The 24458-nt window shown below is 65.3% G+C and carries 22 protein-coding genes; 13 read left to right on the top strand and 9 right to left on the bottom strand.

Features of this window, described 5'->3' with window-relative positions; translation table 11 throughout:
* Positions 1-124: 124 nt before the first annotated feature.
* The 7 genes from ACXAF3_RS12305 to ACXAF3_RS12335 all read left to right on the top strand — a co-directional run bounded on the left by ACXAF3_RS12305 (position 125) and on the right by ACXAF3_RS12335 (position 9005).
* The gene (locus ACXAF3_RS12305; RefSeq protein WP_475112605.1) at positions 125-565 is read left to right on the top strand and encodes a MerR family transcriptional regulator; all 441 of its coding nucleotides are present in this window, start codon (positions 125-127) and stop codon (positions 563-565) included.
* Between the two features lie 88 nt (positions 566-653).
* Positions 654-1823 (top strand): isovaleryl-CoA dehydrogenase, encoded by a 1170-nt coding sequence (locus ACXAF3_RS12310; RefSeq protein WP_475112606.1) that lies wholly within the window; start codon positions 654-656, stop codon positions 1821-1823.
* Between the two features lie 156 nt (positions 1824-1979).
* Positions 1980-3587, top strand: a complete 1608-nt coding sequence (locus tag ACXAF3_RS12315) for a carboxyl transferase domain-containing protein (RefSeq protein ID WP_475112607.1) — start codon at positions 1980-1982, stop codon at positions 3585-3587.
* Between the two features lie 72 nt (positions 3588-3659).
* Positions 3660-4448 (top strand): enoyl-CoA hydratase/isomerase family protein, encoded by a 789-nt coding sequence (locus ACXAF3_RS12320; protein WP_475112608.1) that lies wholly within the window; start codon positions 3660-3662, stop codon positions 4446-4448.
* A 57-nt stretch (positions 4449-4505) separates the two neighbouring features.
* On the top strand, positions 4506-6503 hold the full coding sequence (locus ACXAF3_RS12325) for an acetyl/propionyl/methylcrotonyl-CoA carboxylase subunit alpha (protein WP_475112609.1): 1998 nt from the start codon (positions 4506-4508) through the stop codon (positions 6501-6503).
* Between the two features lie 131 nt (positions 6504-6634).
* Positions 6635-7531, top strand: a complete 897-nt coding sequence (locus tag ACXAF3_RS12330) for a hydroxymethylglutaryl-CoA lyase (RefSeq protein WP_475112666.1) — start codon at positions 6635-6637, stop codon at positions 7529-7531.
* Between the two features lie 229 nt (positions 7532-7760).
* Complete coding sequence (locus ACXAF3_RS12335) at positions 7761-9005, top strand: DUF945 family protein (RefSeq protein WP_475112610.1); 1245 nt, start codon at positions 7761-7763, stop codon at positions 9003-9005.
* Positions 9006-9194: 189 nt separating this feature from the next.
* Here ACXAF3_RS12335 and ACXAF3_RS12340 read toward each other — a convergent pair whose 3' ends face one another.
* From ACXAF3_RS12340 to alaE, 4 genes are all read right to left on the bottom strand, one after another.
* Entirely contained in the window at positions 9195-9554 is a 360-nt protein-coding gene (locus tag ACXAF3_RS12340; RefSeq protein ID WP_475112611.1) for a DUF4870 family protein, read from the bottom strand.
* A 70-nt stretch (positions 9555-9624) separates the two neighbouring features.
* Positions 9625-10944, bottom strand: a complete 1320-nt coding sequence (locus ACXAF3_RS12345) for a response regulator (RefSeq protein WP_475112612.1) — start codon at positions 10942-10944, stop codon at positions 9625-9627.
* Positions 10945-11202: 258 nt separating this feature from the next.
* Complete coding sequence (locus tag ACXAF3_RS12350; RefSeq protein ID WP_475112613.1) at positions 11203-11895, bottom strand: aspartate/glutamate racemase family protein; 693 nt, start codon at positions 11893-11895, stop codon at positions 11203-11205.
* A 22-nt stretch (positions 11896-11917) separates the two neighbouring features.
* Positions 11918-12409: an L-alanine exporter AlaE gene (gene alaE / locus ACXAF3_RS12355; protein WP_475112614.1), complete on the bottom strand. Its 492-nt coding sequence runs from the start codon at positions 12407-12409 to the stop codon at positions 11918-11920.
* A gap of 253 nt (positions 12410-12662) precedes the next feature.
* On the opposite strand from alaE, the gene ACXAF3_RS12360 reads away from it, so the two are divergent.
* The gene (locus ACXAF3_RS12360; RefSeq protein WP_475112615.1) at positions 12663-13205 is read left to right on the top strand and encodes a PadR family transcriptional regulator; all 543 of its coding nucleotides are present in this window, start codon (positions 12663-12665) and stop codon (positions 13203-13205) included.
* 28 nt (positions 13206-13233) lie between these two features.
* On the opposite strand, the gene ACXAF3_RS12365 is transcribed toward ACXAF3_RS12360, so the two are convergent.
* The 4 genes from ACXAF3_RS12365 to ACXAF3_RS12380 all read right to left on the bottom strand — a co-directional run bounded on the left by ACXAF3_RS12365 (position 13234) and on the right by ACXAF3_RS12380 (position 16775).
* Entirely contained in the window at positions 13234-13587 is a 354-nt protein-coding gene (locus ACXAF3_RS12365) for a hypothetical protein (RefSeq protein WP_475112616.1), read from the bottom strand.
* Positions 13584-14603: a hypothetical protein gene (locus ACXAF3_RS12370; protein WP_475112617.1), complete on the bottom strand. Its 1020-nt coding sequence runs from the start codon at positions 14601-14603 to the stop codon at positions 13584-13586. Before ACXAF3_RS12370 ends, ACXAF3_RS12365 begins: the two co-directional genes overlap by 4 nt.
* A 147-nt stretch (positions 14604-14750) precedes the next feature.
* Positions 14751-15896: a beta-ketoacyl-ACP synthase III gene (locus ACXAF3_RS12375; protein WP_475112618.1), complete on the bottom strand. Its 1146-nt coding sequence runs from the start codon at positions 15894-15896 to the stop codon at positions 14751-14753.
* Between the two features lie 162 nt (positions 15897-16058).
* Positions 16059-16775 carry a double zinc ribbon domain-containing protein gene (locus ACXAF3_RS12380; protein WP_475112619.1) on the bottom strand — a complete coding sequence of 239 codons (717 nt, stop codon included), beginning with the start codon at positions 16773-16775 and terminating at the stop codon, positions 16059-16061.
* Between the two features lie 139 nt (positions 16776-16914).
* Here ACXAF3_RS12380 and bioB point away from each other — a divergent pair, with 139 nt between their 5' ends.
* Genes bioB through bioC form a run of 3 tightly spaced genes read left to right on the top strand, consistent with a single transcriptional unit; the run spans position 16915 to position 20767 of the window.
* A complete protein-coding gene (gene bioB / locus ACXAF3_RS12385) occupies positions 16915-17964 on the top strand; it encodes a biotin synthase BioB (RefSeq protein ID WP_475112667.1) in 1050 nt (349 codons plus the stop codon).
* On the top strand, positions 17961-19154 hold the full coding sequence (gene bioF, locus ACXAF3_RS12390; RefSeq protein WP_475112620.1) for an 8-amino-7-oxononanoate synthase: 1194 nt from the start codon (positions 17961-17963) through the stop codon (positions 19152-19154). The genes bioB and bioF overlap by 4 nt, the downstream gene beginning before the upstream one ends.
* Complete coding sequence (gene bioC, locus ACXAF3_RS12395) at positions 19151-20767, top strand: malonyl-ACP O-methyltransferase BioC (RefSeq protein ID WP_475112621.1); 1617 nt, start codon at positions 19151-19153, stop codon at positions 20765-20767. The genes bioF and bioC overlap by 4 nt, the downstream gene beginning before the upstream one ends.
* Before the next feature lie 56 nt (positions 20768-20823).
* Here the strand turns inward: bioC and ACXAF3_RS12400 are convergent, their stop codons facing one another.
* Positions 20824-21309, bottom strand: coding sequence for a L,D-transpeptidase family protein (locus ACXAF3_RS12400; RefSeq protein ID WP_475112622.1), 486 nt, complete (start codon positions 21307-21309; stop codon positions 20824-20826).
* 278 nt (positions 21310-21587) lie between these two features.
* Between ACXAF3_RS12400 and bioD the strand changes: the two genes are divergently transcribed.
* On the top strand, positions 21588-22280 hold the full coding sequence (gene bioD, locus ACXAF3_RS12405) for a dethiobiotin synthase (protein WP_475112623.1): 693 nt from the start codon (positions 21588-21590) through the stop codon (positions 22278-22280).
* Between the two features lie 396 nt (positions 22281-22676).
* Positions 22677-24458, top strand: a complete 1782-nt coding sequence (locus tag ACXAF3_RS12410; RefSeq protein WP_475112624.1) for an acyl-CoA dehydrogenase C-terminal domain-containing protein — start codon at positions 22677-22679, stop codon at positions 24456-24458.

A 24458-nucleotide genomic window follows, 5' to 3' on the forward strand; every position in this document is an offset into this window, starting at 1 on the left:
TTTGCCGTTAAGGTTACGTTTACGTTAACGTAAACTCCTGCTAGTCTCTAGCGGCTTGTTGAAGAGGGGCATTCCCGCCTTTTCTTTCAGCAGCGCGCAGTGAGCGCGTTCAGAGGAAGTTGCGATGAAAGCCAAAGCCGCCAGCGGGGGCGCCGCCGAAAAGAGCGCCGCGGAGCCCGCCAGCTACAGTATCTCCGAGTTGGCGCGGGAGTTTGATATCACCACCCGCGCCATCCGCTTCTACGAGGACAAGGGTCTGCTCAGACCCGCGCGGCGCGGCCAGGCGCGTATCTACAGCCCGGAGGACCGGGTGCGCCTGAAGTTGATTCTGCGCGGCAAGCGGCTGGGTTTCTCCCTCGACGAGAGCCGGGAAATCATCGACATGTACGACCCGGCCCACGGCAATGTGGAGCAGCTGCAGCGGTTGTTGCAGGCGATAGAGCAGAAGCGCGCGCAGCTCCAGCGGCAGCTGCGCGATATCCAGACGCTGATGGGCGAGCTGGACGAGGCGGAAGCGCGCACCCGCGCGGCGCTGGCGCCGATGCAGCGGAAAAATTCGCCGTGAATTTTCCCCCGCGCGCCGGCGGCCCGTCCGTGTGTCGCAGTGCAAAAGAACATCGAAAACCGACGAGAACCTATTTAACGGAGTTGCCATGAATACCTCCTATCCGACCCTGAATTTCGATCTCGGTGAAGAGATCGATATGCTGCGCGATATGGTCTACAAGTTCTGCCAGGCGGAACTGGCCCCGCGCGCGGCGCAGATCGACGAGGACAATCTCTTCCCCGCCGATATGTGGAAGAAGTTTGGCGAGCTGGGCCTGCTGGGCATCACCGTGGAGGAGGAGTACGGCGGTTCCAATATGGGCTACCTGGCCCACGCGGTGGTGATGGAGGAGATCTCCCGCGCGTCCGCGTCCGTGGGCCTGTCCTACGGTGCCCACTCCAACCTGTGCGTAAACCAGATCCGCAAAAACGGCACCCACGAGCAGAAGCTCAAATACCTGCCGAAGCTGTGCTCCGGCGAGCATGTGGGTGCGCTGGCGATGAGCGAGCCCAATTCCGGTTCCGATGTGGTCAGCCTGCAGCTGCGCGCGGAGAAGAAAGGCGACCGCTTTATTCTGAACGGCAACAAGATGTGGATCACCAACGGCCCCGACGCCGACACCTATGTGATCTATGCACGCACCGAGCCGGGTGTCAGCTCCGGCGGCATCACCGCGTTTATCGTCGAGCGGGATTTTCCCGGCTTTTCCCGCGCGCAGAAACTCGACAAGCTGGGGATGCGCGGCTCCAACACCTGCGAGCTGGTGTTCGAGGACTGCGAGGTGCCGGAGGAGAATATCCTCGGCGAACTGAACGGCGGTGTGCGCGTGCTGATGAGCGGCCTCGACTACGAGCGCACCATTCTTGCCGGCGGTCCGGTGGGTATCATGCAGGCCTGTATGGATGTGGTGGTGCCCTATGTGCACGAGCGCAAGCAGTTCGGCAGGGCTATCGGCGAATTCCAGCTGATGCAGGGCAAGATCGCAGACATGTACGCGGACCTGAACGCGAGCCGCGCCTACCTCTACGCGGTGGCCAAGGCCTGTGACCGCGGCGAGGACTCGCGCAAGGATTCCGCGGCGGTGATCCTGTTCACCGCCGAGCGCGCGACGCAGATGGCCCTGCAGGCGATCCAGACCCTGGGCGGCAACGGCTATATCAACGAGTACCCGACCGGCCGCCTGCTGCGCGACGCCAAGCTGTACGAAATCGGCGCCGGCACCTCGGAGATCCGCCGTATGCTGATCGGCCGCGAGCTGTTCAACGAAACCCGCTAACCCCCGGGACCGCGGAGCTGTTACGTTAGAGCGCTGAAGGCTCCAGCTACGCACGCGGGCCGCAGGCCCGCCGGAGAGTGCTATTGGCAAGCTTCGTGGCGGCGCCGCCTTCGCACTGGCACTGAGTGACTGACTACGAATCGACTTCGTAAAACTATGAATCAAATACAGAGCAAAATTAACACGCGCGACGCCGCCTTCGCAGAAAACCGCGAACAGATGCAGAAACTGGTCGCGGACCTGCGCGAGAAGGTGGAGAAAATCGCCCGGGGCGGCGGCGAGCGCGCGCGGGAGAAACACCTGGCGCGCGGCAAGCTGTTGCCGCGGGATCGCATAGACGCGCTGCTGGATCCCGGCAGCCCCTTCCTGGAATTCTCCCAGCTGGCCGCCTACGAGGTGTACGGCGAGGAGGTGCCGGCGGCCGGCATCATCACCGGTATCGGCACTGTGTCCGGCCAGCCGTGTGTGATCGTCGCCAACGACGCGACGGTAAAGGGCGGCACCTACTACCCGCTGACGGTGAAGAAACACCTGCGCGCCCAGACCATCGCCGAGCAGAACAACCTGCCGTGTATCTATCTGGTGGACTCCGGCGGCGCGAACCTGCCGCGCCAGGACGAGGTCTTCCCGGATCGCGAGCACTTCGGACGCATCTTCTTCAACCAGGCCAACCTGTCGGCGAAAAACATCCCGCAGATCGCCGTGGTGATGGGCAGCTGTACCGCCGGCGGCGCCTATGTGCCGGCGATGGCCGACGAGTCCATCATGGTCAAGGAGCAGGCGACGATCTTCCTCGCCGGCCCGCCGCTGGTGAAGGCGGCCACCGGCGAGGAGGTGTCCGCGGAGGAGCTGGGCGGCGCCGAGGTGCACTGCCGCACCTCGGGCGTTGCCGATCACTACGCGAACAACGACGTGCACGCGCTGCAGCTGGCGCGGCGCTCGGTGGCGCGCCTGAACCGGGTCGTGGATCCGGGCCTGGATATCCGGAAGCCGGTAGAGCCTATCTACCCGCCCGAGGAGATCTACGGCGTGGTGCCGAAGGATGCGCGCCAGCCCTACGACGTGCGCGAGATTATTGCGCGCGTGGTCGACGGCTCCGAGTTTGACGAGTTCAAGGCCCTGTACGGCACCACCCTGGTCACCGGCTTCGCGCGTATTCACGGCTACCCGGTGGGTATAGTCGCGAACAACGGTATTCTGTTTGCCGAGAGCGCGCAGAAGGGCGCGCACTTTATCGAACTGTGCGCACAGCGCCATATCCCGCTGGTATTTTTGCAGAACATCACCGGCTTTATGGTGGGCAAGCAGTACGAGGCCGGCGGCATCGCCAAGCACGGTGCGAAGATGGTGACCGCGGTGGCGACGGCAAAGGTGCCGAAGATCACGATTCTGATCGGCGGTTCCTTCGGTGCCGGCAACTACGGCATGTGCGGCCGCGCCTACGATCCGAATTTCCTGTTTATGTGGCCCAATGCGCGCATCTCGGTGATGGGCGGCGAGCAGGCCGCCGGCGTGCTGGCGCAGGTCAAGCGCGATCAGATGGCGGCGCGCGGCGAATCCTGGAGCGAGGAGGACGAACAGGCGTTCAGGCAGCCGATCGTCGATAACTACGAACACCAGGGGCACCCCTACTACGCGTCCGCGCGCCTGTGGGATGACGGCGTTATCGATCCCGCCGACACGCGCCGCGTGCTCGGTCTGTGCCTGGCCGCGGCCAGCCACAAAGCGCCGCAGGACACCAAGTTCGGCGTCTTCCGTATGTAGCGCCGGGCCCGGCTCGGCGTGGATAGCGCGCGTCCACCGGAGCCTATCCACCGATACAACAAGGAATGCAAAATGAGTGAAAAACTCCTGTGCGAAATCGACAGCGAAGGCGTCGCCACGGTCACCCTGAACCGGCCGGAGCTGCACAACGCCTTCGACGACCAGCTGATCATGCAGCTGGGTGAAACCTTCGAGCGCCTGTCGCGCGACACGGCGATCCGCGTGCTGGTACTGGCCGCCAACGGCAAGAGCTTCTCCGCCGGCGGTGACCTGAAGTGGATGAAGCGCATGGTGAGCTACTCCGAAGAGGAGAACCGCCGCGACGCCGCCGCGCTGGCCGCGATGCTGCACAAACTGGACACCTTCCCCGCGCCGACCATTGCGCGCGTCCAGGGTGCGGCCTTCGGCGGCGGCGTCGGCCTGGTCAGCTGTTGCGATATGGCGGTGGCCAGCGAGCGCGCCAGCTTCTGCCTGTCGGAAGTCAAGATCGGCCTGGTGCCCGCCACGATCAGCCCCTATGTGGTCAATGCGATAGGCGCGCGCCAGGCGCGGCGCTACTTTGTTACCGCCGAGCGCTTTTCCGCCGAGCGCGCGCGGGAAATCGGCCTGGTATCGGAGGTCTGCGCCGAGGGCGAGCTGGACCTGACGGTGCAGAAACTGGTCAACGCAATTACCGACAACGGCCCGCGCGCCGTGTCCATGTCCAAACAGCTGGCGATGTCCATGGCCAACCGCGTGGTCAACGAAGAGCTGCAGGGGCAGACCAGTGCTCTGATCGCCGCGGTGCGCGTGTCCCCGGAGGGGCAGGAGGGGCTGGGCGCATTTCTGGAGAAGCGCGCGCCCAAGTGGATGGACAGCTGAGTCCGCGACTTCGGGACGGACTCGGGTGAGCAGCGACGAATAACTTTCAGGTTTTTTATGATTCGCAAACTGTTAATTGCCAATCGCGGTGAAATCGCCTGCCGCATCATCAAGACCGCGCGCCGCTTGGGTGTGGCCACCGTGGCCGTCTACTCCGATGCGGACGCCGATGCGCTGCACGTACAGCTCGCCGACGAGGCGGTGCACCTCGGGCCGGCGCCGGCCAAGGATTCCTATCTGGTGATCGACAAGGTGCTGGAGGCGGCCAAGCGCACCGGCGCCGACGCGATACACCCGGGTTACGGGTTCCTGTCGGAAAATGCGGAATTCTGCCGCGCCTGTGACAGCGCCGGTATCATCTTCGTCGGCCCGCCCGCCGGCGCCATCGACGCGATGGGCTCCAAGTCGGCCGCCAAGCGCATCATGGAGGAGGCCAATGTGCCGCTGGTGCCCGGCTATCACGGCACCAACCAGAATCCGGATATCCTCGAGGGCCACGCCAACCGCATCGGCTATCCGGTGCTGCTGAAGGCCGCCGCAGGCGGCGGTGGCAAGGGCATGCGCCGGGTGGATAGCGCGGCGGACTTCAAGAGCGCGCTGGATGCGGCCAAGCGCGAGGCGATGAACGCCTTCGGCGACGACCAGATGCTGCTCGAGCGCTATGTGGTCAGCCCGCGCCACGTGGAGATCCAGGTGTTCTGCGACAAGCAGGGCAACGGCGTCTACCTGTTCGAGCGCGACTGCTCGGTGCAGCGCCGCCACCAGAAGGTGGTCGAGGAGGCGCCGGCGCCGGGGATGAGCGAAGAGCTGCGCGCGCGCATGGGCGAGGCGGCGCTGCGCGCGGCCCACGCGATCGGCTATGTCGGCGCCGGCACGGTGGAATTTCTGCTCGACGCCAGCGGCGCCTTCTATTTCATGGAGATGAACACCCGCCTGCAGGTGGAACACCCGGTCACCGAGATGATCACCGGCCAGGACCTGGTGGCCTGGCAGCTGGCGGTAGCTTCCGGCGAAGCGCTGCCGCTGGGCCAGGAGGACCTGCATATCCTCGGCCACGCGCTGGAAGTGCGCATCTACGCCGAGGATCCGGACAACGACTTCCTGCCGGCCACCGGCACCCTGGTGCGCCACCGCCCGCCGCAGGAGAGCGACGGCGTGCGCGTGGATACCGGCGTGCAGAGCGGCGACGAGATCAGCGTGCACTACGACCCGATGATCGCCAAACTGATCTGCCACGGCCGCACCCGCAAGGAGGCTCTGGCGAAGCTGGACCGCGCGCTGCAGCAATACCAGATCGCCGGTGTGCGTCACAATATCGAGTTCCTGCGCCGGGTCATCAACCACCGCGCCTTCGCCAGCGGCCGCGTATCCACGCACTTTATCGAGGACTACGAGGCGGAAATCCTGCAGCAGGAACAGCAGCTGACACCGCTGAAGTGCGCCGCCATCGCCGGTTACCTGCATCGCCGCGAGGTGCGCGACCTGCGCGCCAGCGCACCGGCGGCGGACCCGCATTCCCCCTGGCACAGCGGCGACAACTGGCGCTGCGCCCTGGCCGCGCGGCGCACACACACCATCGACTACCGCGGCCGGCACGCGGAAATCAGCTTCACGCTGTGCGGCGATACGGTGCTCTGGCGTTGCGACGCCCTCGAGGGCGAGTGCAACAGCGGCGAGATCCGCGTGCTGGAGGGGCATGAGCTGGCGCTGGTGGACGGCCGCCGGGTCAGCTTCTCCTGCGTGGACACCGAACAGGGCGGCGCCATCTTTATCGACGGTATTCAGGTGGAGTTCAAACTGCTGCCACCGGACCTGGGCGAGAGCGGTGATCAGGCGCACGGCCTGGACGCGCCGATGAACGGCACCATCATCGCGCTGCTGGTGGAACCGGGCACCGAGGTCGAGAAGGATCAGCCGCTGTTGGTGATGGAGGCGATGAAGATGGAGCACACACTGCGCGCGCCGGCCGCCGGCACGGTGCAGCAGTTCTTCTGCGCCGAGGGCGAACTGGTGGACGGTGGCAGCCTGCTGGTCGACTTCGCCACGGGTGAATAGGCTCGCCGCGAGCACCGCGTTTGAAATTGCCCTGTAGGAGCCTGCTTGCAGGCGAACAAAACTGGCACTCCGTAGCCCTTCGCCTGCAAGCAGGCTCCTACAGGTGGACTCCCGTTTATGGATAACCAATGATGAACCTGCCCCAGAAGGTAAAAATGGTCGAAGTGGGCCCGCGCGACGGCCTGCAGAACGAGAAGCAGCCGATCTCCGTCGACACGCGTATAGCGCTGATCGACAGACTCTCCGCCGCCGGCCTGGCGGCGATCGAGGCCGGCAGTTTCGTCAGCCCGAAATGGGTGCCGCAGATGGCGGCGAGCGAGGAGGTGCTGGCCGGAATCCAGCGCAGGCCCGGCACTGTCTACAGCGCGCTGACGCCGAACATGAAGGGCTACGAGCGCGCGCTGGCGGCGAAGGCGGACGAGGTGGCCGTGTTCGGCGCCGCCTCCGAGGCCTTTACGCAGAAAAACATCAATTGCTCCATCGCCGAGAGCCTGGAGCGCTTTCGCCCGCTGGTCGAGCAGGCGCGGCGCGACGGCATCCCGGTGCGCGGCTATGTGTCCTGCGTGCTCGGCTGCCCCTACGAGGGCGACATAGACCCGCGCAAAGTGGCGCAAGTCAGCGGCGCACTGCTGGATATGGGCTGCTACGAAATCTCCCTCGGCGACACCATCGGCGTCGGCACGCCGGAGGCGGCCAAGCGCATGATCGAACAGGTGGCGGCGAAGGTGCCGGTGGAAAAGCTGGCGGTGCATTTCCACGATACCTACGGCCAGGCGCTGGCCAATATCTACGCGGCGCTGCAGATGGGCGTCGCGGTGGTGGATTCGGCCGTGGCCGGCCTCGGCGGCTGCCCCTATGCGAAGGGCGCGTCCGGCAATGTGGCCAGCGAGGATGTGCTCTATATGCTGAACGGCCTCGGCATAGAGACGGGCGTGGACCTGAAGCTCCTCGCCGAGGCCGGCAATTTCATTTCCGCCGAGCTGGGCCGCGAGAGCAACTCCCGCGTGGCCCGCGCACTGGCCGGCTGATTTTTTCTCTCTCCGCAGGGCCCTTCGCGGCCCCGTCATACAGAATCTGCCATTAACCCGGCACAGGGATGTGCCGCCGCCGGTTGCAGGCCGGCGCGAGCCGTTGAAGTTCAAGAAGATCCGCGCATCTTCGCCAGTATTTCAAGGGCGATAATCAAATATTTCGGGATGAAATATTTGATTGCCAGGTTAATAATATCGGGCAAATTTCCCCGACCCACTGCTGGCGATGAAACTACTGCGAATTTCCCTCTTCTCCCTGCTCGGCCTGGCCGTCGCGACCGCGCTGGCCGCGCCCGGGTTTATCGGCCCCAAGGTGGAGGAAATCTGGAAGCGGCAGCTCGGCAGGCTGCAGGGCGGCGAGCTTCGCGGCTATGAGCGCGGCTGGTTCGGCGCCGAGACCCGCACCGAACTCGCGGCCGCCGACGGCAGCACCGAGTTGCACTCGGATATTCAGCACGGCCCGCTGCTGTTCACCGCGCGCGGTCCGCGCCTCGGCCTCGTCTACAGTGAAACCCGCCTGTCGCCGGAGCGGTTGGCGCCGCAACTGCGCGCGCAGCTGGAGCAGATTTACGGCCCGCTGGAGCAGAGCCCGCTGGTGCTGGAATCCCTGGTCGGCGCGGACAACCGCGTGATCAACACCCTGCGCCTGGAGCCTTTCGCCCGCGCCGACAGCAGCGGTGAGGTCACCTTCGCCGGCGGCGAGCTGCTGGTGGAGACGGATTACAGCGGTGCGCTGCTGACCGGGGTCCTGGAGCTGGGCTCGCTGCGGCGCAGCCGCGGCAGCCGGGAAGTACTGTTCACCGAACCGCTCAGTGGGGATTTCCGCTTCGTTCCCGGCCGGGGTGGCGAGGCGGCGCTGACACTGCCGCTGCTGCGCGCCGAGTCCGAATCCGGTCCGCTGGAGCTGCGCGATATCAGCCTGCACCTGAAGCTGGAAATGCTGGCCGCGGGCGCGCTGAAACTGGTTTCCGACCTGCAGCTGCCGCAGGTGCAGTCGGCCACACCGGTCACCTCGCTGCAGCAGCGGCTGACGCTGCCGCACATAGGCGCGGCGGATCTGCTGCACTATCTGGGCGCGCTGGCCCCGGCGGGCGGGCGCGACTGGCCGCGCACCATGCGGCGGCCGCTGCAGTTGCAGCAGCAGCTGGCGGTGCAGTCCCGCAACGGGCCGATACTGGTGGATGCGGATATCGATTGGCGCGGGCTGCGCGCGCAGCCGCGGCAGGTCAAGATGGCGGCGGACCAGTGGCTGGCGCCGCTCAGCGGCAGCGCGACCTTCAGCGCGGCGGAGCAGGCGCTGATGCAGTCGCCACTGGTGGGCCAGGCGATGCTGTTGCGCCAATACGGGTTGCTGCTCGAAGACGACGGAGAGTTGCAGATGCACCTGCAGGTGGACAGGGGCCAGCTGCAGGTCAACGGGCAGCTGCTGCCGCCGGACCTGTTCCTGCTGGCGTTGACCGGAAAATTCTAGGGAACCTCTGAATAAGTCCGTAATGTCTCTGCGGGGCCTGAAGGCTGCAGATGTTAGGCGCAGCTCGCCGCGAATGGCCCAGCCCTTTGCAAGAGCTGCAACGCAGCAGCTGCGGCCTTCAGGCCCCGCCCTTCGGGGCTTTCAGAGGTTCCCTAGTTCTCTGCGGAGGCGGCGGGCCGCCCCGCGGAATCAGTAGGTGTAGGCGGGGCGCTTGTCCGCCAGTGTCAGCCAGCCGCGCACCACCCGGTAGACGGCCCACACCCAGGCGATGCCCATAATCAGGAAGCCCAGCCCCAGCAGCCACCAGGTCAGGGAGCCGATCACTGTCCACAGCAGCCAGAACCAGAAGGTGCGTATCTGCCAGCGGAAATGGGATTCCGCCAGGGTGCCGCGCACATCGCCGCGCTTGACGTAGTTGACGATCACGCCGACGAAAAAGGGCACTGCGGTGAACAGGGCGATGGCCTGGATCAGGTAGACCAGGGTGGCCAGATCGCGGCCGCCCTGTTCGCGGGCCTCCTGGCTCTTGGCGGGGAACTGCTCGGACATGTTTTCTTCTCGCAGGGATTTCACCGCACTATAGTGCGGGCGCGGTGGAATATTTCAACGCCACCCGCACTCACTTCAGCGCCCACTCAGTGTGCACATTCTTCTCGCGCCAGGCCTTGAGCTGCTGAATCGAGGCGCGCATCAGGTTGAGCAGCTCGGTGCGCTGGTGGCGGCAGTACTCCCGCTCGTTGTCGATCGAGAGGCGCGCCGCCACCGCGCGCAGGCGCGCGGTCACCGCCTCCAGGCCGATTTCCTCGGTGCTGGTGGCGATCGTCTGGGCCAGCTTCTCGGCGTCCAGCCAGTGGCGGCCGGTCAGGGCGCTGGTCAGCGCGGTGATCCGTTTCGGCAGGGTCGCGCAGCGCTCGCTGAGCAGTTCCGCGAACGACAGGTGGCCGAGGGTGTCCCGCTGCCGGCACAGGGTGCCGGTGTTGAGCAGGCGCGTCGGGCGCGCCGGCTTCTTCCCGGCGCCGGCGCCGCTGGCGCGGCGCTCTATCCAGTCGAGCAGCTGCTGCACCTGGTAGTCCGTCACCGGGCGCGGCAGCACGCCGCTCAGGCCGCGGGCCCGGTAGCGCTCCTTGTCGCCGGCGCGGGGCTCGGCCAGCAGCGCGAAGACCGGCAGGTCGGGGCCGGCGCCGCGGCGGATCTTTTGCGTCGTCTCTATGCCGTCCATCAGCGGCAACTGGCTGTCGAGCAGAACCAGGTCAAAGCGCTTCTGCAGTGCCGCGTCGGCGCCGTCGACGCCGTTGTTCTCCCGCTGCACTTTGTGGCCGCGGGATTCGAGGGCGCCGCGCAGGGATTCCAGATTGTCGTTCTCCACCAGCAGTATCGACTGGCCGCCGGGCGCGGCGCCCTTCTCGCCGGGCAGTGTCAACTCGATGGTTTCCACCCCGCCGGAGCGGCCGATCTCCGCCAGCGACTGCAGTGAGGACTGCAGCTGACGCTGCGCCATCGCCACCAGCTGCGCGGATTCCCGCCCGGCGCTGCCGCGCGCGAGCAGGCTCAGGGTGCTTTGTAGTGCGTCCAGCGGTTGGCGCAGATGGTGGCCGACGAGCGCCAGCAGATCGGCGCTTTCCTGGTGTTGGTGTTCCAACTGGTCAATCCGCTCCCGCGCCTCCGCCAGCTGCCGTTCGCGGGAGGCCAGCTCGTCGCTGTAGGACTTCAGCTGCTGGTAGGCGCGGCTGTTCTCGTCCTTCAGCGCCGCCGCGCGCTGTGCGCCTTCGGCGGCTGTGCGGCGCAGGCGCAGCCAGGTCTTCAGGTAGAGGGTCGACAGGATCAGCAGTGCGGCGCCCAGAAACGCGGGCCACAGCAGCGATACCTGGGTGCCGGTGGACAGCGGTGCCGCGGCGGCGGCGGCGGGCAGCAGCGCGGCGGCGCCGGTCAGAGAGTGCAAGAGGGGTGCGCGCGGGCGAGCGCCGGGGCACAGGCCCCCGTGAGCAATGGTTTTATTCATCCTTGTACCACTTGTGTTGGCGCGGGCTAAATCCAGCAGCCCGCGGGGATCTGTTGGGGGAAGTGCCCCGCCGGGGTCTTCCCTGTCATGCTTAGATACTGCAATCCGGCAGTGTATACAAGTGTAATTTGACCGCCGGCGCCGGAAGGCCGCCCGAGCGGCTGCAGGGGAGAGGTCGGGGGAGGGGCTGGGCGGCCCTCAGGCGGCTCGCTGTAGCCGCGCCTGCAGCAGTTGCAGCATGCGTTCCGAGGGCAAAAACAGGCGGATACCGTCGCAGTGTTCGAGCAGCTCGCGGTAGAAATAATCGAAGTGGGTGCAGCCGAGGATCAGTATCTGCACACCGCTCTTGACCAGGGCTGCGACCAGGTCGTCCAGTGCGTGCTGCTGCACTATCTTCTCCGGCGCCACCCCGTCCTCGATATCCTCGACTATCTGCAGGTTGCCGATGCCGATGACCTTGGCGGTCTCGTTGCGGGCGAGTATTTCGCGCTCGATATTCGCGCAGCTCTGGCAGTTGGCCGCGAGCAGACCGAAATTGCGGTAGCGCAGGGTCAGTTCCGCGTAGACCTCCAGCGGCGATACCACCTCGATCGGTGCGGCCGCCTTGACCGCAGCCAGATCCACGGCGCCGGACAGGGAGTTGCAGTAGATCATCACCGCCTCGGCGCCGGCCTCGTGCAGCTGCGCAATGGCGTCGATCAGCTGGCGGGTCAGCGCGTCTCGGCCGAGGGCCTGCAGCTGGGTCTGCGCCTGCGGCGACGGGGACAGGGAGACGCCGATGCCGCGCAGTTGCCGCGCGGCGAGAAAGTCGAGGCCGAAACGGGTATCGGTGGCGGTGCCGGCGACCACGCCCAGGGTCGGCGCGCTGTTTTTGATCGCGTTGGTCAACACGGCGTTATCCTCACTGCGGTTCTCAGGCGAGCGCACAGGGCTCGTTTTGGGGGCGCCTATTTATCCATATCCGGCGCAGCCAGTCGAGATATATACCGTAGGGGCGGCCCAGGGCGCCGGCGATCAGCATGAAGGTGGCACTGGCGGTGGCCATCTCCGCCCAGCTGGCGCCGCCCAGATACATATTGCTCAGATACAGTGGCAGCTGGAAACTCAGGAAGACGAAAGTGTCCACCAGATAGGCGTTCAGCGCGCCGCCGCCGCCGAAACGGCCGACCACCCAGTTGCGGTAGAGGCTGAACGGCCGCGCGATCACGGTGTTGAAGACCACCGCCAGCAGCCGCACCTTCAGGTGCTCCTGCCAGCTCATGCCCGCCAGCAGCAGCTCGATCGGCACCGCGATGGCCCAGGAAAAGCTGTTCATCGCAAAGATGTCCAGCAGCAGGTCGCGGCGGCGTGACGGAGCGCTTACTGCGGCGGATTCCGGAACTGCGGGGGTAGCGGGGGCGGACATGGGTACAACTCTCACAAACTGCGGGCCGCACCTGTCGGGGCGGCCTCCAACGGCAGGCGATTATATCCACAAACTGCGCAAATGCTAGCCTTTCGTATCAATATGATCTTACTATCGATATAACCATCCTATTGTTACAGTAATTTTTAATCTGAATTGTTCGGTCGCGTCCGGCGGGGCCCGCGGCGGAGCTCCGCGCGCCGCGTCCAAAGCGGTTAATATGAAACTCTTTGCATAATTGGCCGGAGTCCCTATGTCCCTGCGCTACGCCGTCCTGACCCTGCTGGATATTGAGCCGGGCAGCGGCTACGACCTGAAGCGCCGATTCGAGCGCAGCATCTCCCACTTCTGGAGCGCCAGCCACCAGCAGATGTACCGCGAGCTGCACAAGCTGCACGACGAGGGGCTGCTGGACTGCACCGAGCAGCCCCAGGCCGGCAAGCCGGACAAGAAGATCTACCGCCTGACCGATCGCGGCCGCGAGGCGCTGCGCGCCTGGGTGCAGCAGCCGGCGCCGCCGCAAAAGATCCGCGAGCCCTTCCTGGTGCAGCTGTTCGCCGGCCACCACCTGAGCGACGAGCAGGCCCGGGAGGCGGTGCAGCGCCAGCTGGACCAGCACCGCGCACTGCTGGCGAGCTACCTGGAGCAGAACGAGCGGGTCATGCAGCGCGATCCGGCACTGAACGAGCGCTACTGGCTGGCGCACCAGACGCTGCTGCTGGGGATCGAGGCGGAGCGCACCTGGATAGCGTGGGGGGAGAAGTTGCTGGAGGAATTGAGCAAGCGGGGACAGTGAATCTCCCGGAATGATTGATGAAAATCGTTCAGAGCTTCCCTAGGAGTACCAGTACACCGCATGCGAGTAGGACGAGACTGCCAAACGCTACGCCTAACGAATGAAATATTAGCTGATAGCGGGCAAACTTGGGCAGCGATTGGAAAACTCCGTCCACCCCATTGCGGCGGGCCAGGGATTCGCTCAGACAATAGAAACCCCAGGGGCCAAATCGCATCGAAGAAAACAAAAAGCCGCCATCGAATACATGTCCGTCTATTTTCTTTGAAACATTGTCATAATGTAGGACGTAGAAAAGAATCGCATTGGGCAGCATTAGGAAGAAGAATAGAAATATACCGATCCCAACGAGCATCAGCGCGACGGTTTCCAGAATATTCATGGTGCTGTGGTCTCATAAATTTTCTCGCCGACCATCGCTCCCGCCTTTCCTCCTAGTTTAGATCCAGTGTAGCTGCCAGCTCCTCCAGCAAAAATTCCGCACCAAAGCAGGCTGGTGCCCGCTGTCTCGACGCCAAAAAGTAAGTTGCAGGCGCCATATGCCGCATATCCACCAAATGCCCCAACTCCGATACTGCCTGCTGTTTTACCTGTTTCGGTAAACTTGGCTCTTCTACATACTCCAGATCCTGGGTCAAGCGAGCAGGCCTCCTTGATATTGGCTACGCCACCCGCTATTTCCAGACCTATGGAAACATAGCCGAGTCTTGAGAAGACCTTGGCCGTTTGAGTCAGACGCTGGTAGTTGCTGCTGAACCCCTTGATGCTGTCCGCGCCGCCTTGCGCTTTCCACTGATGCACCGTGGCTTTGCTGCTGATGCCGAGCTGGCTTTTCAACTGGCCGGGCGATGCCGCGACACCAAACATTTCCCGCCGCATCATGCCGTTGATGGTCTGATTCAGCTGAGCGAACAGTGCCCTCCGCTGTGCGAAAAAGTGTTCGGTATGCAAATGGCCGTGAGCGTTGTAAGTGGTCACATACAGGCGGTCTATCTGCTGGAGTATTTGCTCCACATGCTTTGCCCGCCGGGCAAAGCTGTTGTTGGCCCAACTGAGCATGGGAGCTGTGTAATCGGTGACATCGCTCAACAGGGCGTAGTGGCGGGCAAGGTTTTTGCGCTCCTGTTCACTGAGTCGCGCAAGTTGCGCATCGCGCAGGTGTGCGGCTTCTTGCATTACCGCCTCCCAATGCGCGCAGGCTTTGGCGTCGGGGGGAGTGATGATAACCATTTGGCCGGGGGTTACGCGGCCGCCTTTCAGATGGGAATTGACACTGAGGAAATGCTCGCGGGTCCGCGCGGAGGGGTTGCTGTAGATCACCCGCAATACTTGATCCGTACTGTAGTATCCTTCGGCGATATAGAAGAGTGCTTCGTCCGGAATCTGCGTCTTTGACATATCTCATCCTTAGATATGAGTCGCTAAAGCGCGGATGGTATATCGAGGGAACTTGCGCGATCAAGCGGACGCCCAATCGCGGCTCGGAATTGAGATGTAGTGTAAGTTCAGAAGAAATGGACGGCGGATATCCCTATCCATGACAAGTTATATCGCGATCTTCTCCACCACCAGGCTGCCGATCGAATAGCCGGCGCCGAAGGAGCAGATAACCCCGCGGTCGCCGGGCTGCAGGTCGTCGCTGTAGAGGTTGAACGCGATCACCGAGCCGGCACAGCCGGTGTTGGCGTAGCGGTCCAGCACGATCGGGGCGCGCTCCTCGCTGGCGCCGTCGCCCATCAGCTTCTTCGCGATCAGATTGTTCATATTGATATTGGCCTGGTGCAGCCAGTAGCGGCGCACCTCGGCCGGCTCGCTGCCGGCTTCGCGCACGTGTTCCTCGATATGCGCGGCGGCCATCGGGCAGACCTCCTTGAACACCTTGCGGCCGTTCTGGCGGAACAGCTTGCCCGGTCCGAAGGGATCCACATCCGCGGCGCGGGCGGTGTAGCCGAAGTTGGAGCGGATGTTGTTGGAGAAGACCGTCCTGGCCTTGGTGCCGAGCACCTCCCAGGCGCTGTCCGCCGCACAGGTCTCGCGCCGCTCCACGACGCTGGCCACGGCCACGTCGCCGAAGATAAAGTGGCTGTCGCGGTCGGTGAAATCCACCTGCGGCGAGGCCAGTTCCGGGTTGATCACCAGCACCGCGCGCGCGCTGCCGGACGCGATGGCGTCCACCGCGCGCTGCAGCGAGAAGGTGGCCGAGGAGCAGGCCACTTCCATATCGAAGGCGAAGCCGTCGATTCCCAGCGCCCCCTGGATCTCGATCGCGATGGCCGGGTAGGCGCGTTGCATATAGGAGGCGCCGACGATGACCATATCTATGTCTTCGGGTTTCTTGCCGGCCTTCTCCAGCGCCAGCCTGGCGGCCTTCAGACCCATTTCCGCCTGCAGGCACAGCTCGTCGTCGGCGCGCTCCGGCAGGTAGGGGCGCATACGCTCCGGATCCAGTATGCCCTCGCGGCTGATCACGTAGCGGCTCCTGATACCGGAGGCCTTCTCGATAAATTCCGCCGAAGACTCGGGTTTTGCGGCCAGTTTGCCGGCCTCTATCTCGGCAGCGTGTTTGCGGTTGTAGAGTTCCGCGTGGGCGTTGTAGGCGTCCACCAGTTCCTGGTTGCTGATGGACTCCGGCGGCGTCCACAGCCCGGTGCCGCTGATCACTATACCCCGCGGCAGCTTGTATTCACTCATCGCTGAATTCCCCGGCTCGCGGCAAACGGAGCGCGAGCGATTAGTCACTTATTGAAACCTTAGCAGCGCCGGCCCCGGTTGAGACGCCGGTACCAGCCCCGCAAAAGGGCGCAATTGTGACGGGATTGTCAAACTGGGTCTATGTGCTGAGGGGACGAAACATCAGGGTGTTCTGGCCAGCGCGAAGGCACTGACCCGCGCCGCGCCCGCGTCGAGCAGGGCGCGGGCGGCGGCTTCCAGCGTCGCGCCGGTGGTGATCACGTCGTCGACGAGGCCGATACGCAGGCCGCCCAGCGGCCCGCGCACCGCGAAGCTGCGGCGGAGGTTGCGCAGCCGCTGGGCCCGCTTCAGTTGCTGTTGTGTCTCGCCGGCCGCGACCTTGCGCAGCAGGCGCGCATTGACCGGTATCCGCCACTGACGGCCCAACTCCGCCGCGATCAGCTGCGCCTGGTTGAAGCCGCGGCTCCAGTAGCGGCGCCAGTGCAGCGGTATCGGCACCAGCAGATCCGGCTCCTCGCCCGCGGGGCGCAGCCGCTCGGCGGCCAGTTGCGCCAGGCTGTGGCCGGCGGCCAGGTCGCCGCGGTACTTGAAGCGCTGCACCAGTTGGCCGATCGGGAAGGCGTAGTGCCAGGCCGCGCGGGCGCCGGCGAAGGCCGGCGGATGCTGCAGGCAGCGGGGGCAGAGGCGCGCCGCCTCTCCCCCAGGGGAAGGCGGCAGCGGCAGGGCGCAGCGCTCGCAGGCGCCGGCCAGCCACGGCAGCTCGGATGCGCAGGGCGCGCAGAGGCCGGTGTGCCCTGCGCTGTCGCCGCACAGCAGGCAGAGCGCCAGCCGCGGCGCCAAGGCCTGTGACAGAAGGTGCGTTATCGGTCTGTAAACCATTCCCTGGCCGTTTGGTTGACAGAGGTCCGCCCCCGGCTACACTGGCGGCTTCGAATTCCAACTGCAGGGGCGGCCGCTGGCGGCCCCTGAGGGACAATAACTATCGGGGAGATTAAGCCCAGTGACCGCCGCTCAGCAAATGCCCGCCGCCGCCATCCGCCACGACTGGACCCGCCAGCAGGTACTGGACCTGTTCGCCATGCCGTTCAGCGATCTGCTGTTCACCGCCCAGCAGGTGCACCGGGCGCACTTCGATGCGAACCGGGTGCAGGTCAGCACCCTCTGCTCGATCAAGACCGGCGCCTGTCCCGAGGACTGCGCCTACTGCCCGCAGAGCGCCCGCTACGACACCGGCCTGGAGCGCGAGAAATTGATGAAGGTGGAGAAGGTGCTGGAGGAGGCCCGCGCGGCCAAGGCCAGCGGCGCCACCCGCTTCTGTATGGGCGCCGCCTGGCGCTCGCCGAAGAAGAAGGATATGCCCTATGTGACCCTCATGGTGCGCGAGGTAAAGGCGCTGGGGCTCGAGACCTGCATGACCCTAGGCATGCTGAACGACGACCAGGCGAAGGAGCTGGCTGACGCCGGCCTCGACTACTACAACCACAACCTGGACACCTCTCCCGAGTACTACGGCGAGATCATCACCACCCGCACCTATCAGGATCGCCTGGAGACCCTGGAACGGGTGCGTGCGGCGGGCATGAAGGTCTGTGCCGGCGGCATCATCGGCATGGGCGAGGGCGAGCGGGACCGCGCCGGCCTGCTGATGCAGCTGGCCAACCTGCCGGAGCACCCGGAATCGGTGCCGATCAATATGCTGGTCAAGGTGGCCGGCACGCCGCTGGAGGGCGAGAAGGACCTGGACCCGTTCGAGTTTATCCGCTGCATCGCCGTGGCGCGCATCATGATGCCGAAATCCCATGTGCGCCTGTCCGCCGGCCGCGAGCAGATGAGCGACGAGATGCAGGCCCTGGCCTTCCTCGCCGGCGCCAACTCCATCTTCTACGGCGAGAAGCTGCTGACCACTGCCAACCCGGAAACCAACCGGGATATGCAGCTGTTCCAGCGCCTCGGTATCCAGCCCGAGGAGTATCAGCAGTACGCCGACGAGGCCGAGGTGGAGGCGGAGCTGAACGCGCAGATCGCCGAGCGCCAGAACGACCCCTATTTCTACGACGCGGCCAAATGACCCTGGACGAGACGCTGCGCGCCCGCCTCGACGAGCGGCGCCGGCGCAACCTGTACCGCCAACTCAAGACCCTGGACGCCGCGCCCGGGCCGCGGGCGCTGGTGGACGGGCGCGAGCTGCTGACCTTCAGCAGCAACGACTACCTGGGCCTGGCCACCCACCCGGACGTGATCGCCGCCCAGCAGGCGGGCGCCAGCCTCGGCGCCGGCGCCACCGCCTCGCACCTGGTCAACGGCCACCTGCAGATTCACGCGCAGCTGCAGGAGTCCATTGCCCAGGTCACCGGCCGCGAGGCCGCGCTGGTGTTCTCCAGCGGCTATATGGCCAATATCGGCACCCTCTGCGCGCTGCTGGGCCGCGGTGACAACGTCATCTCCGACCGCCTCAACCACGCCTCCCTGATCGATGGCGCGCGCCTGTGCGGCGCCGCCAGCCTGCGCTTCCCCCACAACGACCTGGACGGCCTCGAGCGCCAGCTCGCGCGCGCGGCGCGAAACGGCGGCAACACCCTGGTGGCGGTGGACGGCGTCTACAGCATGGACGGCGATCTGGCGCCGCTGGCGCAGATGGCCGAGCTGTGCCGGAAGTACCGCGCCTGGCTGATGGTGGACGAGGCCCACGGCTTCGGCGTCATGGGCAGCCGGGATCTGCCCCTGGCCGGCAGTATCGCCGCGGCGGGGCTGGGGCAGGGGGACGCGCCTGTGATGATGGGCACCCTCGGCAAGGCCGCCGGCAACGCCGGCGCCTTCGTCGCCGGCTCGCGGGAACTGATCGACTACCTGGTGCAGTTCGCGCGCCCCTATATCTATACCACCGGCATGCCACCGGCGGTGGCGGCCGGCTGTCTGGCGGCGATTGAAGTGATGCAGCGCGAGCCGCAATTGCGCGCGCGTCTCGGGCGCAATATCGAGTTTTTCCGCGCGCGCGCGGCGCAACTGAATCTGCCGTTGGCGGAATCCCGCAGCGCGATACAGCCGCTGCTGCTCGGCTGCGAAAAAACGGTGATGGGCGTCGCCGCCGGCCTGCAAGAGCAGGGCTTTCTGGTCGGCGCGATCAGGCCGCCGACGGTGCCCGCCGGCACCGCGCGCCTGCGCATTACGCTCAGTGCCAATCACAGCGAGGCGCAGATAGATCAGTTGCTCGCTGCGCTGGCGGAATCCCTGCGCGCAGTGCCGGCGGTGACACCGTGAAGCTGGTGTTTGTGCACGGCTGGGGTTGCGACGGGCGTATCTGGCAGCCGCTGGTGGACGCGCTGTCGGCAGCCCCTGCGGGCGAACAGGGGCTTAGCCCCTACGGATCGATGGCGGTGCTGGAGCTGCCCGGCTTCGGCGCTAATTCCGGCCAGCGGTGGCCCGCTGACGAGGCGCTGCTCGAACAGCTCTACCAACAGCTGCCGCACAACTGCCTGCTGGTCGGCCACTCCCTCGGCGGCATGCTGGCCGCGCGCCTGGCGGCGCTGCCGGGGCAGGAAAAAATCGCCGCGCTGGTCACCATCGCCGCGAACAGCTGTTTCGCGCGGCGCGGCGACTGGCCGGGTATGGCCCCGCAAACCTTCGCGCAGTTCCGGCAGTTGCTGGGCGATGCGCCCGAAGCGACCTGGGAAAAATTCTGCGGCCTGCAGGCCCGCGGCGACAGCGCGATGCGCGCTGTCTTGAAACAGCTGAAGCAGTGGCGGTCGCGGTCGATAGACGGTGCCTGGCTGGAGGCATTGGACTGCCTCGGCAGGCTGGATAACCGCGAAATCCTAAAAAAAATTCCGGTGCCGGCACTGCACCTGTTCGGCGAGCGGGACGCGCTGGTGCCGGCCGCAGTGGCGGAAAAACTCCGCGATATGGGCGTAAATGCCGAGGTGATCCGCGGCTGCGGCCACGCGCCGCAGGTTTCCAGCCCGGAGCTGGTCGCCGGCGCAATCCGCCGCTTTGTCCCCCGAGCCCGCGGCCCACATACAGAGCCGGGACTCGGCGCGCCCGGCGAAACGCCGTTCGACAAGAGCGCGGTGGCCAGGTCCTTCGGCCGCGCCGCCGCCAGCTACGACGCCTACGCGCACCTGCAGCGCGCCGTCTGCCGCCAGCTGCTCGGTGAGGCGGACAGCGTCTGGGCGCCGAAGACAATCCTCGACCTGGGCAGCGGCACCGGCTACGGCAGCGAGCTGCTGCGCCGGCGCTTTCCCCGCGCGCGCATCATCGCGCTGGACCTGGCCGAGGGCATGCTGCAGTACGCGCGCAGGGAACGGCCGCTGGCGGACTTCCATATCGCCGCCGATGCCGAGCAGCTGCCGCTGGCGGACCGCAGCGTGGATCTGGTCTTCTCCAGCATGGCGCTGCAGTGGTGCTACCGGCTGCCGCAGCTGTTCGCGGAATTGCGGCGGGTGCTGGCGGACGGCGGCCGCTGCCTGGTCGCGACCCTGGGGCCCGGCACGCTGCGCGAGCTGAAAAGCAGCTGGGCGCGGGTGGACGGCGGCGTGCATGTGAATCGCTTCCTGCCCCGGGACGATTGGATGGGGGCCGCCGTCGCAAACGGCCTGCCGGGGGAATTGCGTATCGAAGAGCGGGTGCTGCACTTCGACAATGTGCGGGCGCTGATGCGGGAACTGAAGGCTATAGGCGCGCACAATGTGAACCGCAGTGCGAACCGCGGTATGACGGGTCGCGCAAGGCTGGCGCAACTGGCCGAAGCCTACGAGCCGCTGCGCACTGACGCCGGTCTGCCGGCCAGTTACGAGGTGATCTACTTAAAGCTGGCGAAAGCCGCGGAAGAATTGACTGTAGGAGCGGCCGTTGGCCGCGATCGGAGCCCGCGTTAGCGGATAGTCCGTTCGCGGCCAACGGCCGCTCCTACACCGGGTTCAATGGCGCGAACTCAGGGATAGATATCGATCGGCGTCGGCGTCTTCACCATCGCCCAGATCTCGTCCATCTCGCGGTTGGTCACCGCGATGCAGCCATCGGTCCAGTTGATCTTTTGCAGATACTTCTCCATGCCTTTCCACTGCGGCTTCATGCCGTGGATCATGATGTCGCCGCCCGGATCCACGCCCAGCCGGGCCGCGCGGGCGCGGTCGCGCTTGTTCGGGTAGGAGATGTGGATCGAGCGGTAGAAGCGGCTGTTGGGGTTCTTCCAGTCCAGGTAGTAGCGCCCCTCGGGCGTGCGCTCGTCGCCCTGCTGGATCTTGTGACCCTTCGGGTTGTCGCCGAAGACGACCTTGTAACTCTTGACCACCCGGCCGTCGCGCTTCAGCTGCATCAGGCCCTTGGACTTATAGACGACCACATGGTCGACCGGTTTGATTGTGGCGAAGGCGAAGAGCGGCGCCACCATAAGTAGAGCAAAAGTCAGGTATCGCATGGTCTCACAAGCAGTTTGGCTAGTTGTCGATTTTTCCGTGGTTCCGGTAGCGTCCCTGCCGTTGTTTCCCCGGTGGGGAAATCTGTTTTGACAGCGTTGTCTTTTGCCGCCAATCCGGCCTCGGCCGGTATAAATTCTTAGGCAAATTTTCTAACCGCGACCGGAAAAGACCGCCAAAAATTGGTTAAAAATCGCTCTATGCGGGCAATTTATCATCAAGTAGTCGACGTTTAAAGAGGCGTCAAGAAAAAATATCGTTTCCCCGGGAGAGGACTGTTGTGACTCGAAGCTACTTTGTCGCCGGCACCGACACCGAAGTCGGCAAGACCTATGTGACCGCGGCTCTGCTCGCAAGTGCCGCAAAAGCCGGACTGCGCACCGCGGCGGTGAAGCCGGTCGCGTCCGGCTGCGAGCGTACCGACGACGGCTTGCGCAACGCCGATGCGCTGCTGCTGCAGCAGGCGATGACGCTGGATCTGCCCTACCAGCAGGTCAACCCGTTTGCGCTGGAGCCGGCCATAGCGCCGCATATCGCCGCACAGGAGGCGGGCAAGCGGCTGGACCTGGGGCGCATGGCCGGTGTCTGCCGCGGCGTCATGTCCGCCGGCGCGGACCTGGTGCTGATCGAGGGCGCCGGCGGCTGGCGCACGCCCCTCGGTCCGCGCAGCTTCCTGTCGCAGCTGCCGCGGGAACTGGATATTCCGGTGATTCTGGTCGTCGGCATGCGGCTCGGCTGTATCAATCACGCGCTGCTGACGGCCGAGGCGATTCGCCGTGACGGCCTGCAACTGGCGGGCTGGGTGGCGAACTTCATGTCTCCCGTGCAGATGCAGCGCCCGGATGAGAACCTGGCCACGCTGAAGGCCCTGCTGCCGGCGCCACTGTTGGGCGCCCTGCCGTTCGACGAGCAGGCCGATTACCGCGGCGCGGCGGAACACCTGGACCCGACTCCGCTGCTGACATCCCCGTAAAGTCCGCAGCGCAAATGCCGGACCTGTAGGGGCCGAAGGCGCCGCGAATACCTGGAGCGGCTGGAACGAACCTTGTGTTCGCCCATGTTTCGGGATGGCACCGAACTCTGTAGTCGGCTCGGTGGCGGCCCTGCTACCGGTGGCTGTTTGCAGGACACGCCGTAAATACATCCATGTAGGCTCTAATCGGCATCCATGCCTCAAAAGGTCCTGCAAACAGCCACCGGCATCAGGGCCCGCGCATCGACTTAGCCGTTTAACCGGACTTCCTAGGGCGAACACAAGGTCCGCCCGCACAAATCGTACCCCGCACCAACCGTCGATACGGTTGACATTCCCCCGCTTCGGGCCTAGATTCAAACGATCGTTTGAAACACTTGAATGAGGACCGGGAGCATGGCCGACTACAAGGCACCACTGCGGGAGATGAACTTCCTGCTGCACGAGGTATTTGCCGCGGAGCAACTCTGGGCGCGTCTGCCCGGACTGGCCGGTACCGTCGACCGCGAGACCGCGGATGCGATTCTGGAGGAGATGGCCAAGCTGGCCGCCAATACCCTGGACCCGATCAACCGCAGCGGCGACGAAGAGGGCTGCCACTGGAAAGACGGTGTCGTCACCACGCCGGCGGGCTTCAAGGAGGCCTACGCCACCTTCTGCGAGGGCGGCTGGGGTGCGCTGCTCGGCAACCCGGAATACGGCGGCATGGGCATGCCGAAGATGCTCGGCGCCCAGGTGGAGGAGATGATCAACGCCGCCAATATCTCCTTCGCCCTCTACCCGGTGCTGACCGCCGGCGCCTGCCTGGCCATCGACGCCCACGCCAGCGAGGCGCTGAAACAGAAATACCTGCCGAAGATGTACGAGGGCAGCTGGTCCGGTGCCATGGACCTGACCGAGCCCCACGCCGGCACCGACCTCGGCATTATCCGCACCAAGGCGGAGCCGCAGGAGGACGGCAGCTACCGCATCACCGGCAGCAAGATCTTTATCACCGGCGGCGACCAGGATCTGTCCGAGAACATCATCCACCTGGTGCTGGCCAAACTGCCGGACGCGCCGGCAGGGCCCAAGGGCATCTCCCTGTTCCTGGTGCCGAAAATTCTCGTCAATGAAGACGGCAGTCTCGGCGAGCGCAACGCGGTGCACTGCGGCTCCATCGAGCACAAGATGGGCATCAAGGCCTCCGCCACCTGCGCGATGAATTTCGACGGCGCCAAAGGCTGGCTGGTGGGCGAGGTGAACAAGGGCCTCGCGGCCATGTTCACGATGATGAACTACGAGCGCCTCGGCGTCGGCATCCAGGGCCTGGGCGCCTCCGAGCGCAGCTATCAAAACGCGCTGGAATACGCCCGCGACCGCCTGCAGAGCCGCTCCCCGGCCGGCGCGCAGCAGCCGGACAAGGCCGCGGACCCGATCATAGTGCACCCGGACGTGCGCCGCATGCTGCTGACCCAGAAGGCGCTGATCGGCGGCGGCCGCGCCCTGTCCACCTATGTGGCCCGGTGGCTGGATATCGCCAAGTTCGGCGAGGGCGAGGAGAAGAAAAGTGCCGAGGCCATGGTCGCGCTGCTCACTCCAGTAGCTAAGGCCTTCTTCACCGACAAGGGTCTCGAGTGCACCGTGCTCGGCCAGCAGGTGTTCGGCGGCCACGGCTATATCCGCGAGTGGGGCCAGGAGCAGCTGGTGCGCGACGTGCGCATCACCCAGATCTACGAGGGCACCAACGGCATCCAGGCGCTGGACCTGGTGGGCCGCAAGACGGTCGCCAACGGCGGCGCCCTGTTCGATCTGTTCGCGGCCGATGTGCAGCAGTTTATCGACGCCGAGGTGGACCGCGAGGAGATGGCCGAGTTCGTACAGCCGCTGGCGGCGGAGCTGCAGCGCCTGAAGGACGTCACCGCCAGGATTATCGACGCGGCGCAGCGGGACCCGCATGCGCCCGGCGCCGCTTCGGTGGAATACCTGCACCTGTTTGGCTATGTGGCCTACGCCTATATGTGGGCCAGAATCGCCTCGGCGGCGCTGCCGAAGGCTGACGAGGACGGTTTCTACAGGGGCCAGGTCCAGACCGCGCGCTTCTACTTCGCCCGTCTGCTGCCGCAGACCCGGGCCCTGGCCGCCAGCGTCGACGCCGGCAGCGCGACCCTGATGGATATCGAGGAAGATCTCTTCTGA

It is taken from the genome of Microbulbifer sp. ABF4_143 (assembly GCF_056160225.1).